We start from the raw sequence: 14,081 nt of genomic DNA, 5'->3' as shown, positions 1-14,081 counted from the left end.
CAACCAAGTATAAATTTGAAAAAAAACTAATGGAAATTTCTTCAGTAAAAGGTATTTTTTTAAGGTATATATTAATGCCTTTAATCGCAGTAATCATGATGTTTATTTTGGGCTTGCTCAGAAGAAACAAACCTGCGATAAAAATTAAAGTAATTATTATATATGTTCTTCTGTGCAGTTTATGTCTTGCCCTGCCTGGTATTTTTGGTTTTGCCGGCAATCTTTTTAATCCGTATTGGTATCTTATTGCACAGATCATCTATCTTATTTTCGGGATCATTCATGTCAATTTATTACACAAATTTTTCAGAAAGCATATTGATTCTGTAGGAATGAGTATCTTATTTGAATCCATACTTTCATTAACGTGTATTGCTTTTGGAGGATTTTTGTTTACGCTGATCTTTAACTGGATAAGCAAGGGAGCGGGGTATGCTGTAATGGCTGCTACCAGTATGGTGATTTTTGTCGTTCCAATGGTATTTTATTACTGTTATATTCAGTTTATCAGTATTCCTTTTGACATCTATAAAACATGGAGATATTCTCCAGACCAGAAACTTCCTGATTTTGAAGGGGTTGATTTTGACCGATTAATGGTACTGAATGTAGAATTAAGTAAAAACTTAGAGGATTCCAACAGATTCAGAATCAAGGCCAAGACGCTGCCGACCGGGGTAACTTTCGGAGACTGGTTCTATAGAGTCGTTGATGACTATAACCATAAAAATCCAAACTCTATCATTCATCTTTCTGATATAGAAAAAGAATCTTATTATTGGATTTTTTACACCAAAAAATCATTTTTCAGTTTTAGAAGATATATTGATTTCGACCAGGACATCTCCACAAACGGCATTTCAGAAAATGAAGTCGTGATCTGCAAGAGAGTGATCCAGCATGAGGAAGAAGGAGTATTGAAAAAATCATAATCACAGAAAATTTAAAAAGTATTAAATATGATACAGCCTATTAAACATTTTGCAATCAATTGGGTAGATGGGATGAAAGTTTCCCAGAGACACCTTAATGATCAGGATAATTTTTTAATTGACACCATCAGAGATGCCAGCTCGCTTGGGATCACTACATATAATTATGGGCTTCTGCCTATTTCCAACGAATTTACGGACAAAACAATTTTTGATGTTCATAATACTGCTACGAATGATGTACAGCTCGTTATAAAAAGATGCAGTGCCATTACCATGGCAGGTTACCGTATTGATCTGAGCGACAGGAGAGTCAGTGTAAAGTCTTTGGCAAAATCGATGACGGAAGAACAGGCAGACGGAGAGTATTATATCCTGATCTCTGTAAATCCATTCGATAAAGTGCCTTTTGGAGATATTGATCCTGAAGAAATTCCGCCTCGCCATCCAAGCGCACAGCCCAATCACCATATCGAGCTGCTTCCGGTTACTTCATTAAACAGCAGTTATTCCGGTGGAAATTATCTGATCATTGGAAAAGTAGATTTAAAAGCCAATATCGCACAGGTAGATTCTAATTTTATCCCACCTTGTACTTCTATCCAGAGCCATCCTGCTTTGATCGATTATTACAACAGCTATGCAAAATCGATTGGAAATCTGCAACAGTATGCTTTTAAAATTATTCAGAAAGCATCTCATAAAAATCAAAATACTGCATTGGCACAGAATGTTAAATTCCTGTGTACGACGATGGTGAATACTTTTGGAGATATGTATTTCCAGTTCAGAAATATCATTCCATGGCAACCACCTGTATTTCTGATTGAGACCTTTGCAAAACTAGCGCTTCATATGTATAATTCTACCCAGCTTCTGGTACCGTCCGAGCTGGAAGAAATGCTGAACTACAGCTTAGAATGGAGTGAAATTGCACCGCATACTTTGCTCAATCAGCTTTCTATTGTAGCAGAAACCAATTATGACCATCATAATTGTGGAGAGCCATTATTGTATATCCAGCAGATGCTGCGCAGCCTGGAGATTATTTTCTCTAAACTAAGCGAACTGGACTATATTGGTCAGAGAAAAGAAAATATCATTGTAAACGAACAGGAAGTTTCTTCAAACACCAATCCGAAGAGAGGCTGGAGCGTTTTAGATTAACAAAAACAATTAGAAATATAAATCCCGGACAGAAATTTTCGGGATTTTTTTATGTTTAAAAAACACTCATTTGTAAATTTGCTACTCAATAATTAATTCGTAAGCAGAACATGGACTTAGATATCATTAGGAAGGAAACAGCTGGTTGTGGAGATAAAATATTTTTAAACAGTGCGGGAGGATCACTGATGCCAGACATTGTAGTAAAAACAATGATGGACTACATCCTTCTGGAGCAGCAATACGGCGCTTATGGAGCTGCTGACCGAAAGAAAGGAGAGATCAGCCAGTTTTATACAGAAACAGCAAAACTGATTAATGCAGGGGAGGAGAATATAGCCTTTACGGTAAGCTCTACTGATGCTTATGCCAAAGCTTTGTCCAGCATTCTTTTTAAAGACGGGGATGTGATTATCACCACTAACGATGATTATATTTCCAATCAGATTTCCTTTATTTCCCTTCAGAAGAAACTGGGCGTGAAAATAATCAGAACTAAAAATCTTTCCAATCATGAACTTGATCTGGAAAATCTGGAAAATCTGATCAAAAAATACAATCCGAAATTAATTGCGGTAACCCATATTCCAACCAATTCCGGACTGATCCAGAATGTAGAGGGCGTAGGGAAACTTTGTCGCCATTACGACATTCTTTACTTTGTTGATGCCTGTCAGTCGGTTGGACAAATGGTTGTAGATGTAGAGAAGATAGGATGTGATTTCCTTACTGCTACAGGCCGGAAATTTATGCGGGGACCAAGAGGAACGGGATTTTTATACGTTTCGGACAGAGTTTTAGAAAGAGGTATGGTGCCTTTGTTTTTGGATATGTCCGGTGCGGAATGGACTGATTTTGACGATTATAAGCTGCTTAGAACTGCAAAAAGATTTGAACACTGGGAAACTTCCATAAGTTCGATGCTCGGCTTTGCAGAAGCGGCAAAATATGCGACAGGAGTAGGTCTGCAGTCTATCCAAAATTATAATAAAAAACTGGCAGAAAGATTAAGAACTGGACTTCATGACAATGGTCTAAGAGTTTTAGATCAGGGAAATCATTTAGGAAGTATTGTTACTTTTTGTTCAGCCGATGGCAGTATTGAAAACATTTATAAAATACTTACAGACCATAAGGTCTATTTTTCGGTAAGCAGTAAAGGCAATGCACTGATAGATTTTACGCTGAAAAATCTGGACAGGGCAATCCGGCTTTCGCCTCACTATTTTAATACTCCGGAAGAAATTGACGAAGTAATAAGAATTTTGACACCTTAGGCCCATAGAATATAGGAATCCGGTGGCCAAGCGCTGAAGGCCACCGGATGATCCTTGTTTTTACTTCTTTACCAGTATTATTTCTGTAGCTTTCCTGCTGAGAACTTCTTTATTATTACCGATTTCTATCGTCATTGATTTATCAAAATCTTCAATTTTAATAACTTTTAATTTAGTATTCAGAAGTAGTTTTCTTTCGTTGAGATAGCTTAGGAAACCGTCATCGGAAAGAGTAACAGACGCAAAAATTACGGTTTCGCCAACGCTGCATACACTCAGTTTCTGAAGATCCTGCGCGATAATATTCCCGTCTTTGTCCGGAATGGGTTCTCCGTGTGGATCAAATTTGGGATAATCCAGTATCTCATCCATCTTGTCAAAAAAGATCTGCGAATGTACATGCTCCAGCTGTTCTGCAATCTCATGGACATTTTCCCAGCCAAAGTTCATTTTTTTTACAAGAAACATCTCAGTAAGCCTGTGTTTACGTACAACAAGTGCTGCTTCACGTTTTCCGCTTTCTGTAACTAAAAGGGGTTTGTATGTTTCATAAATGACCCATTTTTTTTCGGCAAATTTCTTCATCATATTATTCACGCTCGGCATTTTTACATTCAAAAATTTGCTGAGTTCATTGATGGTCACTTTCCCTTCATTGTCTCCTAAATGAAAGAGGGCTTTCAAATAGTTTTCTTCTGTTAATGTTGTTCTCAAAATGTTAGATGATTTTCAATACAAATCTAACAAAATATTATCTAAAATCTGCTCTTGTTATTTTAACTTTTTTTAATTTTACTCTATGAAATTTTCATTTAAAAACGACTATTCAGAGGGTTGTCACCCGAATATTCTACAAGCACTTACAGAGACTAATTTTGAACAGGAGGCAGGGTATGGAGAGGATCAATATTCTTTGCAGGCAAAAACACTGATCAAAAAGAAAATTAACAGTACGGATTCAGAGATTTATCTGGTCTCCGGAGGAACGCAGGCCAACCTGATCGTCATTTCGGCAATACTGAGGCCTTACCAATGTGTAATATCTTCAGCACCCGGGCATATTTTGAATAACGAAACCGGCGCTATTGAAGCTACAGGACATAAGGTTTTAAGTATTGATACCGAAGACGGTAAGCTGAGACCTTCTGATATCATTCCTGTTCTGGAAGGTCACGGTAATGTTCCGCATCAGGTAATGCCTAAGCTGGTGTATATTTCAAATTCTACAGAGTTGGGAACAGTTTATCTGGCTGAGGAATTGGAAGAACTTTCAAGATTCTGTCGTGAGAACAATCTGTATCTGTTTATGGACGGAGCCCGACTGGGACATGGCCTGACTTGTGAAATCAATGATCTTACCATGGAAAAGGTAGCAGAACTTACTGATATTTTTTATCTGGGCGGAACCAAAAACGGAGCATTGATCGGAGAGGCTATTGTGATTAATAATAAAGATCTGCAGCAGGATTTTGCATTCAATATCAAACAAAAGGGTGCATTACTGGCTAAAGGAAGACTTTTGGGAATCCAGTTTATGGAACTGATGAAAGATGATCTGTATTTTGATCTGGCTCAACATGCGAATGTTCAGGCCATGAAGATCAAACATGCACTGAAGGAAAGGGGAGTACAGTTCCTGTCTGATACCTACACCAATCAGATTTTCCCTATTATCAACAATGACCTGATCGCCATTCTGTCTGAACATTTTGATTTTTTTGTTTGGAAAAAAATAGATGAAAAATCTTCTGCCATCCGTCTGATCACCTCTTGGAATACAGGTGATGAGCCTGTCGAACGTTTTATAGAGATTATCAAAAGAGAACTTCAGTAAAATATATAACAAAGGAGGCTTCGTATTTCGAAGCCTCCTTTGTATTTTTATGATATTAGCCGATAGTAACTGCTGCTATGTGGAAATAGCTTTTCAGACTATTTTAAAGCTTTTGTCACGACTTTGCAGTCTGCAGGCTCCAGTTTTTGTCCGTCTTTATAAGTGATTTTCTTCTCATCAGCATATTTGGACTGTCCGTCTTCTTCTTTATGAGCACCAATTCCTTCCGTTAAAGTATTATCTTTCTGAATAAAGAAAATATCTCTTTTGCTTTTTGTGCCTTCAGACTGGAACTCGTAGGTCAGTTTCAGGGTATCTCCAGACTTAAAGCCTGTTATATCTCCTTTAGAGCTGTCTTTTTCACTGTTTTTATAAGCTAGTTTTCCGGTAATAGTTCCCAGATTATCATCAATAGAGGCAAAAACACTGTCTTTTCCGGTAACTGCCATATAGCAGAATGATTTTGGTCCCAGGGTATCTACTACAGGCTCAACGACTGCTACAGTGTCGGTTTGAACTTTTGCTGCCGGTGTTTCTGTTTTTTTATTACAGTTCATCAGCAAAACCGATACTGAACCCAGTAAAATTAATTTTTTCATATCCAAAGTTGTTATATTAAATTCAAATTTCAAGGTACTAAATTAGTAATAGTATTTAAATATGAAAGAATATCAGATACAAATAGAAATTATTTTCAATATAAATAATCTGTAATTTCTTTTAAAAGAATAAGGTTGATAATTTTCTACAAGTTCCATTTTGAGATCCGGGAAATATTTTGGGCACGATAAATGATTCATTATAGCCTTATATTTTACAATTATGAAAAGAAGGTTGACAATGACTGTATTGGGTTTGATGTTTTCAGGACTACAGTTTTTAATGGCACAGACTCCACAAAACTATATTTATACATCGTCCGGTGATCTCAAAAGTATCGAAAAAATGATCACACGGAAAGATATCGGTGGCGTACAGATCGTTTACAACTGGAGAGCGTTGGAAACCTCAAAAGATGTTTACGATTTTTCAAGAATTGAAAGTGATTTAAAGTATCTAACCTCATTAGACAGAAAACTTTTTATTCAGCTTCAGGACAGGTTTTTTGAACCGGAAGCGAGATATATCCCCGATTATATTTTAAATGAAAAAGAATACACTGGCGGACTGGTTCCTCAATATGATAATCCGGGCGAAAACAAACCCATCGGAAATGGCTGGGTAACGCAGCAGTGGAACCCTGCCGTTCAGAAGAGATATCAGAAACTTATTGAAGCACTTGCTGAAAAATTTGATGGAAAAATACAGGGAATTAACCTTCCGGAAACCTCCATTGATATTGATATGAAAAGGGATAAAACAGGTTTTAGCTGTGACCGTTATTTTCAGGCAGAACTGGATAATCTGAAATTGGCAAGAAATGCTTTCAAAACATCGTACGTTTTGCAATATGTCAATTTTTTTCCGTGCGAATGGGACAATGATCATCACTATATGTCGAGATTATTTGAATTGGCCGCCAAAAATAATATAGGATTGGGCGGGCCGGATATTGTTCCGAATAAAAATGGCCAAATGAAAAATTCCTATCCTTTTTTTAACCAGTATAAAGGAAAATTGCCTTTAGTGGCGATGGCTGTTCAGGAACCTACATTAACTTATACGAATCCTAAAACTAAAAAACCTTTCACCAAAGAAGAGTTTGTAGAGTATGCGGAACATTATCTGGGCGTGAATATTATATTCTGGAGTGTGGAATCTCCCTGGTTGAGAGGTTCGTAATTTATTCTTAGAAAAAAATATCACTCTATAATTGGTAAAATCTAAAGTAAGAAATTGCTATGCAAATTAATCTCTCATAAGAAAAGGTTCTAGCTTTAAATGCAATATAATGCATGTACACGCCTGTGTACATGTTGCATATTATGTGCAATTATGAATTTTCATATTACCGTACTTCATAAATTATTTACTTTTATCCTGTGACGAAAAATCACACAAGAAAGAATTAATTGCCGGAGTCAACACTAATACTCTTGATATTCAAACTCCAGATACTGTAGCTAATTTAATTGGAGGATTACCCAAACCAGGTACTGCACCTGTAACTAATAATACTTGTAACTAACAAAATTAAAAGTAATGGTAATAAAAATTCTTAAAATTATTTCAATTATTTCTTTTTTACTTATATGTGGAATAGATCAAAAAGGATTTCCTGTGTTCATTGCTTTATTGATTTATTTATTTGTCTTTACACAAGAATTATTTTATTCAGGAAATTCGAATGACATTCCGTGGGAGGCACTCATTATTCCTATTCTTATTATAGGTAATATAATAGTTTTTTGGATTTATAAAATTTATAGAGATAAATATTTCATAGTTCTATGTTTTATAGCATTACTGCTATCTACATTTGTATTTACAGGAATTACTAATCCGTATAATTATCATCAAGATTTACCATTATCTTTTATACTACCAATGTCTATTTTTATTATAAGTTCAATAATTTTGATTGTGAAAAATTTCAAAAAAAATAGTGAATAAAATTATAATCCCGGATTAATGATCCGGGATGTTTTTTTCTCCAGTTCTTCAATACTGTCAATACTATAATCAAATTATAGTTGAGGAAAAGCGGGTCTATTAATTCCACAAAGGATATAGATCTAACAAAAACAATAAAAAAAAACAGTTTTGGACTGCCCCCAAAAAGTTAGACATTTTTAGGGGGAATTTTTGTTAACTCGTCAGGAATGCTTCAATTGTTGCTCCCATCGTTCTATTTTTTTGTTTTTTACCGTTTAAGAGTCAATTTCTCCGGTTTATATTTTTAATACTCCTCTAAATCCCCGTGCAGCATAATAAGAATCTGCTCCATTGTGATACATAAAAACGGTATTATACCGTCGGTCACAGAAGATAGCACCTCCCAATTCGCGGATGTCGGCAGGTGTCTTTACCCAGCTTGACGTTTTAAGATCAAATTTTCCCAATTCCTGAAGCTGGCGGTATTGTTCTTCTGTTAACAATTCGATGCCCATTTCAGAGGCTTTATCGATGGCATTGCTTTCAGGCTTGTTGGCTTTTCTGGATTCCCAGGCTGGGTAATCATAGCAGAGGCTTCTGCGTTTCGGACTTTCGGGAGAACAGTCGAAGAAGATGTATTCGTCTGTTTTTTTGTCGTAGTTTACCACATCGGGTTCGCCTTCGGTTTCTTCCATTTCGTTCAGCGACCACAATTTTTCCGGAGCTGCTTCCAGTTTGGACTGGATCTTTTCCCAGTTCAGGCCTTTATGGCGGTTTATATTTTTCTCAAAACGGGCTTTCAGTACTTTTAAAAGAGTTTCGCTTTGTTCTGGAGTTAATGCTTTCTTTTTCATATTAAATTTTGTTTTAGTAGTGCTTTGTTTCTGGAATGCTGTTGTATGGTGGCTAATCCCGAAGACGTAATTTATGATACAAAGACTGCTTTAGGGCGTAAAGATTTTATCTTCGATTTTATTTAAAAACACTTTAGTTCAATTAAGTAAGTTAAAAATAAGAGCAGATAATAAGTTCACTGAGGAGAAAAATAAAATGTTTTTTTTAAAATTCAGTGGTTGCCTTTTTCAGAAGTATAAAGAATCCCGGGATTAAAAATTAATAATCAGTTGTGGAGATCTTTCTGTCCGCAGGTCTGAAATACCATGAAATAATGACTAAAAGCAAGAGCAATAAGGCCGGAAAAGTTCGTCCCAATGGATCACCAATAATGAGATGCGAGATGAATGCTCCGGACATCACGAAGAAAAATCCGGCATAGGCCCATTCTTTCAGCAGTGGGCGTTTAGGAATCAATACAGCGATCACTCCGAGGAGTTTCCATAGCCCGATGATGGTCATCAGGTAGGCAGGGTAGCCCAGATTGGTAAAATTGGCGAGTTCATCTTTATTCTTCATGAGCTGAACAATGGCGGTAGAGACCATTCCCAATGCCATCCAGATCGTGAAAATCCAATAGATGATTCTGTTTCTTTTTTGTGATTTGTTTGGTGTTTCCATGAGTTTGTTTTTTTAAGTTAATCGTTCAGACCTTTTCCTGTAAGGATTTGAGGAATGTATTTTTCAATTCTTGTTTCTCTTGTTTTGGATTGTTTTGCGGAGGAAAAATGGAGCAGGTAGGCTCTTTGTCTTCCGGGAGTGAGTGATTCAAAAGCTTCTTTCAATGCCGGGCTTTCATCCAGTTTCTTCTGGAATTCGTCTGTCATTTCGAATTCCTTAGTCTTCTTCATAGGAACTTTTATTCCTGATTTTTCTACTTCTACGGCTTCATACATGTAGGTTGGAATTACTTTTTCGAGATCAGTAATTTCTTTAAGAGCTGTAAAACGGATCTGCCGTGCTGCCTGTACATTTTCGCTCTGCTGGATAAGGATATTCCGGGTATCTTTTAATAGAGCGCCTTTGAAAAAGAGGAGAGCACAATATTCCTTAAATCCATGGATCAAAACGACATTTCTGCCGTGGTAGGTGTAGCATGGACAGCCCCATTTCAGTTCCTCTTCCAGTCCTGTTTCAAGAAGGATGGTTCTTAGCTTTTCAAATTCTTTCTGCCATTGATTGGCTTCATCAAAGAAAAAATCAACTTTTGGATTCATAGTTTTTTGTGTTTGAGGGTGGGAGAGTACTAGAGTATTAGAGAGGGAGGGAATTTCAACTGCTAACTTCCAGTATCTGAAATCTGATGTCTGGTGTCTGGTGTCTGAAATCTAATCAAAAACCTTCTCCAATCTATTATGCGCCATATTAAGTCCCTGTGCAAAAGGTAATTTCAGCATCTGATCTCTGAAATCCACTGATTTGTAAACGGTGTGGATTGTGATTTTGCTTGTGATATCTGTTAGTTTTTCAAATTCCAGAAAATCGATCTGAACCGGGAAAGGTGTATTTTCCATTTGGAAAGTACGTGTAATTTTCTGTTCGGGAACAAATTCATGAATTGTTCCGTTGGCTCTGAAAACTACATCGCCCTGCGGATTGGAGGTCTCAAACTGATACCCGCCATGCGGTTGGTTTTCCAGTTTCAGGACTTTGGTGCTCATCCATTGTTCTACCAATTCGGGTTCTGTATACGCTTTAAAAAGAAGTTCTACAGGAAGTTCAAATTCTCTGGTGATGAATATCTCCTGCTTGCCGTCCTCAGCGTGGATTTTTGTTTTAAGTTCCATATTTTTTTGTGTTGGATTTGGTAATTTGAGAGTATAGTATTAGATATAATTTTAATTCATCATTTTTCACTATTCACTATTCACTATTCACTATTCACTATTCACTATTCATTCTTCATTCCTTACGCCTTGTAGGCTTTCATCACACTTTCCAGCTTATTAAATCTGTCGTCCCACATTTGGCGGAAGGGTTCTATAAAATCGGCTATTTCTTTCATTTTATTGGGATTTAGGTGATAGGTAATTTCACGGCCGTTTTGTTCAGAGGTTAGGAGTTCACACTCTGTAAGGATCTGAAGATGCTTGGAAACGGTAGGTCTGGCGGTATCGAAATTGGAAGCAATGGCTCCGGCCGTCATGGATTGTGCGGCCACCAGCATCAGGATCGATCTTCTGGTAGGGTCTGCGATTGCCTGGAATACATCTCTTCTTAAATTCATTGTGTAGTTATTTGACTACAAATTTAAATGAAGTTATTTGGCTACGCAAGTTTTTTTTGAGGAAAAGTTGGTTTTGAGGATGAAGTATGTGAAAAAAAAGTAAATCATTGAATAACTAATATAATTAGTTATTGCTTTAACCTCTTCTCCCTATGATATTTTAGGTATTTTTTATTGTTGTTTGTAATATCAATGATAATATCATTATCAATATTAAGTTTATCAAAATTATTTAACAATTTTGAAATAATTATTTTTCCACTATCATCGAATGAGATAAATCCTAAATCAAACAATTTATCATAGGTCGGTAAAAGTAATAAGCCGTTGTATTTATCAATTTTTTCCTGATTTGTAGATTTTTTCCAAGGTTTAATATGTGAAGCAATTAAAAATTTTGAATCGTCAAATTTTGATATTGCGCAACCTTTCCAAAGTTCAATTAATTCTTCTCTAAATTTTCCTTGTCCAATGCGACTTAAAATAATTGATTCTTTCTCAAGATTGCTTAAAGTATTGTCATTCTTTATTTGATTAATTTGATCTAAGGTATCATCAAGTTTTTCCTCATTAGTTACAAAAAATTCTATATAAAGATCCCAGGAACGACTATACATTCTGTTTCCTCTTTTATTTTTTTGAAAAAACTCGTCATTACTGAAATATTCATCTTTTAATAAAAGTAAATCTTTCAAATTTCTTATTTCATATAAATCAATGGCTTTATTGAATGATTTTTTGAAATGATTTGAAATAGTAGTTATTGTGTTGGAATATTTGTCAGGTTTCGTTAATTGCAGTTTATTTTCAATAAGCCATTTTTGGAACTGTGCTTTTAAACTCATTTTTTTTTCTTTGTATAATGTAGCTCTCCAGATAATGTGTTTTACAGTGAAAATTTATACATTCTTTATTTGCAGAACTACTTTCCGCCATCTTTACTTTAAGAATTTACAGCCTTTATGATTGCTTCAAATTCTTGCTCATATTGTAGCTTCTGATTTCCTTGCTGTGAACGTCTGCCATTTTATTTAAAAACTTTATTTCTTATCAATCAACGTTTCCAACTTCTCAATCATCTCCCTCTGCTGCTCAAGCATACGCTCATAAAGTTCCACCATTTTATCAATAGGATTGAAACTTGGTTGGTAATTGAAAACTGCAGGATTTGTCATCGTCGCATGGTCATTATTATTGATTGTATTAGCAATAACATTCACCGCTTGTTCTTCGTCAAAACTTTCAATGGCTTCTACAGGAATTTTCAGAATTTTAGCAACTTGCTTTACAATATCGGATTCTACTGATTCTTTCTGCTCAAGAAGAGAAACTTTTTTCTGGTTCCAGTCTTCACCCAATTCAAAAGCCATAGCTTCCTGTTTGATGCCCATCATTTCACGAAAACGTTTGATGTTGCGGCCATGATGTATTTTTTTATTCTGCATATCTGTGTCAATCATAATAACAAATATAAAGTTTTAAGATATAAAAATAAAGCTCCTGTTCAAAATAAATAAAATTCTATAATATCCCTTTGTTCAAGATAAAATATCCCATATTTCAGATAAACTATTCTTTTAGAAACTGAATTATTCTTTATCATATCTCTTTGTTTGCAATATAAAACAATAAATGATGAGAAAGAAGATCAGCCTCAGGGACAAATATAAACTGTTCCAAAACCGGAACCTTACGGTTTCCCGCAAATCTTTTCTAAGATCTTACTATCGGCATGCCTTATTTCCTGAAATTAAAATTGCAGGGAAATGGGTGCAGGAATGTGGGTTCGAAGTGGGAGATAAAGTAGCCGTGATGGTAAGCAAGAATCAGATTATTTTAAGGAAAATGGAGGTGGATGGTGATTCGTTAGCTTAAAACCGGGGAGGGAGTGTTCTTTTTTACTCCCGCGGATGGAACAGATTGGGTAGGTTTTGGTTATTTTTAATCTGCCTGATCTGGGAGATCTGTGGGAGATTATTTGATTGATTTGTGCTTTTTTATAAAACGCAAAGTTTTAAAGTGGATAGTGCTGAGTTTTAGGGAGGCAAAGAGAGGGCACGTGAACTTGCCTGATGAAGCTTGATGGATAGAGTTTCGGCTGCCAAAGGCAGCCGAAACTTATCTTTATTTTTTATAAAATTTACGTTTAATAGTATCCTTTTTTAGCTTTAAATATAACCTTCAGTAAGGTTGCCGATAAAGCATAATTTTTATTTTCTTTATCTTTGCAGCTGAAACTAATAAACCAGACAAAAAATTACTACATGCAGCCTAAATTGCCTTTCCATTTCGATATGGAAACTGCTGATCCCGACGATTCCATGACCCTCAGTATTTTAGCAACACATCCCAAGGTTAACCTGGTAAGTGTCTCTGTGCATCCTGGAGGAACAGACCAGATTGGTTTTGTACGCCATATTCTACGAATGCTGGATAGAGAAGATGTCCGGATCGGAGCCGGAACACCCAAATCTACAGCCAGCCGTGTTTCCGGTTTTTACCGGGATTGGGTCGGAAATTTTGAGCATTCAGAAGCAGACGATACTGCGGCCACCATCATGGCGGAAACACTTCTTCAATTTCCCGACTGCACTTTGCTAACCGGAGCGGCACTGACGAATCCACATTCTTTATTTGAAACCGGAATTTTCTTTGACCGCTGGTTTTGTCAGGGAGGTTTCGCAGGAGACAATATCATCCCGAAGGAACACCGCCTAGAGAAATTTGACGGAAAACGTACTTGCGCGACCTTTAATCTGAACGGTAATCCGCTTGCTGCCGAAGCGCTGTTCTCCATCCCGATGGACGAAAGACGCATGATCAGTAAAAATGTATGCCATGGCGCTGTCTTTACCAAAGCAGATGCTGAACTGCTTATTCCGTTTCGCAGCCATAACAAGGGGCTCAGCCTGTTCCTGGATGCCGTGGAACTCAAAGAAAAAGCGCTCCACGATACGGTAGCCGCTTTACTGGCTATTGATCCCTCCAAAGCCCTTTGGGCAGAAGTGATCCCATACCGAACAAAGGGCGAGTGGGGTTGTATGGAAGCAAAAGACCACCCGGAAAGACAAGTATCCTTGATTACGACTCACATTCCCAATTTAACGGACCTGTGGATGGTCATCAAGCCGTAAACTCATTGTATTCTGAAATTTGTTTTAATGGAAAGGAAAGATTATAAATCCTTTACCTGAAATTTTAACTTCTCAGAGTAA

Annotated in this window: 16 protein-coding genes; 7 read left to right on the top strand and 9 right to left on the bottom strand. The window is 36.5% G+C overall.

Annotated features, from left to right (window positions below; genetic code table 11):
* Nucleotides 1–29: 29 nt before the first annotated feature.
* The 3 genes from IW16_RS13280 (at nucleotide 30) to IW16_RS13270 (ending at nucleotide 3,376) form a co-directional block, all read left to right on the top strand.
* Nucleotides 30–932, top strand: a complete 903-nt coding sequence (locus IW16_RS13280; protein ID WP_034745003.1) for a TssN family type VI secretion system protein — start codon at nucleotides 30–32, stop codon at nucleotides 930–932.
* A gap of 27 nt (nucleotides 933–959) precedes the next feature.
* Nucleotides 960–2,099, top strand: a complete 1,140-nt coding sequence (locus IW16_RS13275) for a hypothetical protein (RefSeq protein ID WP_034745001.1) — start codon at nucleotides 960–962, stop codon at nucleotides 2,097–2,099.
* A gap of 110 nt (nucleotides 2,100–2,209) precedes the next feature.
* Nucleotides 2,210–3,376 (top strand): aminotransferase class V-fold PLP-dependent enzyme, encoded by a 1,167-nt coding sequence (locus IW16_RS13270; RefSeq protein WP_034744999.1) that lies wholly within the window; start codon nucleotides 2,210–2,212, stop codon nucleotides 3,374–3,376.
* A 60-nt stretch (nucleotides 3,377–3,436) separates the two neighbouring features.
* Here IW16_RS13270 and IW16_RS13265 read toward each other — a convergent pair whose 3' ends face one another.
* On the bottom strand, nucleotides 3,437–4,090 hold the full coding sequence (locus IW16_RS13265) for a metal-dependent transcriptional regulator (protein WP_034744997.1): 654 nt from the start codon (nucleotides 4,088–4,090) through the stop codon (nucleotides 3,437–3,439).
* A gap of 85 nt (nucleotides 4,091–4,175) precedes the next feature.
* Between IW16_RS13265 and IW16_RS13260 the strand changes: the two genes are divergently transcribed.
* The gene (locus tag IW16_RS13260; RefSeq protein ID WP_034744995.1) at nucleotides 4,176–5,210 is read left to right on the top strand and encodes a threonine aldolase family protein; all 1,035 of its coding nucleotides are present in this window, start codon (nucleotides 4,176–4,178) and stop codon (nucleotides 5,208–5,210) included.
* A 98-nt stretch (nucleotides 5,211–5,308) separates the two neighbouring features.
* Here IW16_RS13260 and IW16_RS13255 read toward each other — a convergent pair whose 3' ends face one another.
* Complete coding sequence (locus tag IW16_RS13255) at nucleotides 5,309–5,809, bottom strand: hypothetical protein (RefSeq protein WP_034744993.1); 501 nt, start codon at nucleotides 5,807–5,809, stop codon at nucleotides 5,309–5,311.
* A 223-nt stretch (nucleotides 5,810–6,032) separates the two neighbouring features.
* On the opposite strand from IW16_RS13255, the gene IW16_RS13250 reads away from it, so the two are divergent.
* Nucleotides 6,033–6,992 carry a hypothetical protein gene (locus IW16_RS13250; RefSeq protein ID WP_034744991.1) on the top strand — a complete coding sequence of 320 codons (960 nt, stop codon included), beginning with the start codon at nucleotides 6,033–6,035 and terminating at the stop codon, nucleotides 6,990–6,992.
* A gap of 1,049 nt (nucleotides 6,993–8,041) precedes the next feature.
* Here the strand turns inward: IW16_RS13250 and IW16_RS13240 are convergent.
* The 7 genes from IW16_RS13240 to IW16_RS13210 all read right to left on the bottom strand — a co-directional run bounded on the left by IW16_RS13240 (nucleotide 8,042) and on the right by IW16_RS13210 (nucleotide 12,326).
* Nucleotides 8,042–8,599, bottom strand: a complete 558-nt coding sequence (locus tag IW16_RS13240; RefSeq protein WP_034744987.1) for a DUF4256 domain-containing protein — start codon at nucleotides 8,597–8,599, stop codon at nucleotides 8,042–8,044.
* A 259-nt stretch (nucleotides 8,600–8,858) separates the two neighbouring features.
* Nucleotides 8,859–9,260 (bottom strand): DoxX family protein, encoded by a 402-nt coding sequence (locus tag IW16_RS13235; RefSeq protein WP_034744985.1) that lies wholly within the window; start codon nucleotides 9,258–9,260, stop codon nucleotides 8,859–8,861.
* Nucleotides 9,261–9,277: 17 nt separating this feature from the next.
* A complete protein-coding gene (locus IW16_RS13230) occupies nucleotides 9,278–9,856 on the bottom strand; it encodes a YdeI/OmpD-associated family protein (protein ID WP_034744983.1) in 579 nt (192 codons plus the stop codon).
* Nucleotides 9,857–9,967: 111 nt separating this feature from the next.
* Complete coding sequence (locus IW16_RS13225; RefSeq protein WP_034744981.1) at nucleotides 9,968–10,426, bottom strand: SRPBCC family protein; 459 nt, start codon at nucleotides 10,424–10,426, stop codon at nucleotides 9,968–9,970.
* Nucleotides 10,427–10,548: 122 nt separating this feature from the next.
* Complete coding sequence (locus IW16_RS13220; RefSeq protein WP_034744979.1) at nucleotides 10,549–10,866, bottom strand: ArsR/SmtB family transcription factor; 318 nt, start codon at nucleotides 10,864–10,866, stop codon at nucleotides 10,549–10,551.
* Between the two features lie 128 nt (nucleotides 10,867–10,994).
* Complete coding sequence (locus tag IW16_RS13215; RefSeq protein ID WP_051890210.1) at nucleotides 10,995–11,711, bottom strand: HNH endonuclease; 717 nt, start codon at nucleotides 11,709–11,711, stop codon at nucleotides 10,995–10,997.
* 195 nt (nucleotides 11,712–11,906) lie between these two features.
* Complete coding sequence (locus IW16_RS13210; protein WP_034744977.1) at nucleotides 11,907–12,326, bottom strand: helix-turn-helix domain-containing protein; 420 nt, start codon at nucleotides 12,324–12,326, stop codon at nucleotides 11,907–11,909.
* Between the two features lie 172 nt (nucleotides 12,327–12,498).
* Here IW16_RS13210 and IW16_RS13205 point away from each other — a divergent pair, with 172 nt between their 5' ends.
* On the top strand, nucleotides 12,499–12,741 hold the full coding sequence (locus IW16_RS13205; protein ID WP_084694545.1) for a SymE family type I addiction module toxin: 243 nt from the start codon (nucleotides 12,499–12,501) through the stop codon (nucleotides 12,739–12,741).
* 389 nt (nucleotides 12,742–13,130) lie between these two features.
* Nucleotides 13,131–14,000 carry a nucleoside hydrolase gene (locus IW16_RS13200; protein WP_051890208.1) on the top strand — a complete coding sequence of 290 codons (870 nt, stop codon included), beginning with the start codon at nucleotides 13,131–13,133 and terminating at the stop codon, nucleotides 13,998–14,000.
* Nucleotides 14,001–14,081: the final 81 nt, after the last annotated feature.

The organism is Chryseobacterium vrystaatense (assembly GCF_000737765.1).
GTDB lineage: Bacteria > Bacteroidota > Bacteroidia > Flavobacteriales > Weeksellaceae > Chryseobacterium > Chryseobacterium vrystaatense.
This window is presented reverse-complemented; position numbering and strand designations above follow the sequence as displayed.

Bases quoted from the DNA above. Each gene is read 5' to 3' on its own strand.
- IW16_RS13200 (WP_051890208.1), top strand. From the start codon at position 13,131: ATGCAGCCTAAATTGCCTTTCCATTTCGATATGGAAACTGCTGATCCC.
- IW16_RS13220 (WP_034744979.1), bottom strand. From the start codon at position 10,866: ATGAATTTAAGAAGAGATGTATTCCAGGCAATCGCAGACCCTACCAGA.
- IW16_RS13275 (WP_034745001.1), top strand. From the start codon at position 960: ATGATACAGCCTATTAAACATTTTGCAATCAATTGGGTAGATGGGATG.
- IW16_RS13280 (WP_034745003.1), top strand. From the start codon at position 30: ATGGAAATTTCTTCAGTAAAAGGTATTTTTTTAAGGTATATATTAATG.
- IW16_RS13205 (WP_084694545.1), top strand. From the start codon at position 12,499: ATGATGAGAAAGAAGATCAGCCTCAGGGACAAATATAAACTGTTCCAA.
- IW16_RS13225 (WP_034744981.1), bottom strand. From the start codon at position 10,426: ATGGAACTTAAAACAAAAATCCACGCTGAGGACGGCAAGCAGGAGATA.
- IW16_RS13240 (WP_034744987.1), bottom strand. From the start codon at position 8,599: ATGAAAAAGAAAGCATTAACTCCAGAACAAAGCGAAACTCTTTTAAAA.
- IW16_RS13260 (WP_034744995.1), top strand. From the start codon at position 4,176: ATGAAATTTTCATTTAAAAACGACTATTCAGAGGGTTGTCACCCGAAT.
- IW16_RS13255 (WP_034744993.1), bottom strand. From the start codon at position 5,809: ATGAAAAAATTAATTTTACTGGGTTCAGTATCGGTTTTGCTGATGAAC.
- IW16_RS13250 (WP_034744991.1), top strand. From the start codon at position 6,033: ATGAAAAGAAGGTTGACAATGACTGTATTGGGTTTGATGTTTTCAGGA.
- IW16_RS13235 (WP_034744985.1), bottom strand. From the start codon at position 9,260: ATGGAAACACCAAACAAATCACAAAAAAGAAACAGAATCATCTATTGG.
- IW16_RS13210 (WP_034744977.1), bottom strand. From the start codon at position 12,326: ATGATTGACACAGATATGCAGAATAAAAAAATACATCATGGCCGCAAC.
- IW16_RS13215 (WP_051890210.1), bottom strand. From the start codon at position 11,711: ATGAGTTTAAAAGCACAGTTCCAAAAATGGCTTATTGAAAATAAACTG.
- IW16_RS13270 (WP_034744999.1), top strand. From the start codon at position 2,210: ATGGACTTAGATATCATTAGGAAGGAAACAGCTGGTTGTGGAGATAAA.
- IW16_RS13230 (WP_034744983.1), bottom strand. From the start codon at position 9,856: ATGAATCCAAAAGTTGATTTTTTCTTTGATGAAGCCAATCAATGGCAG.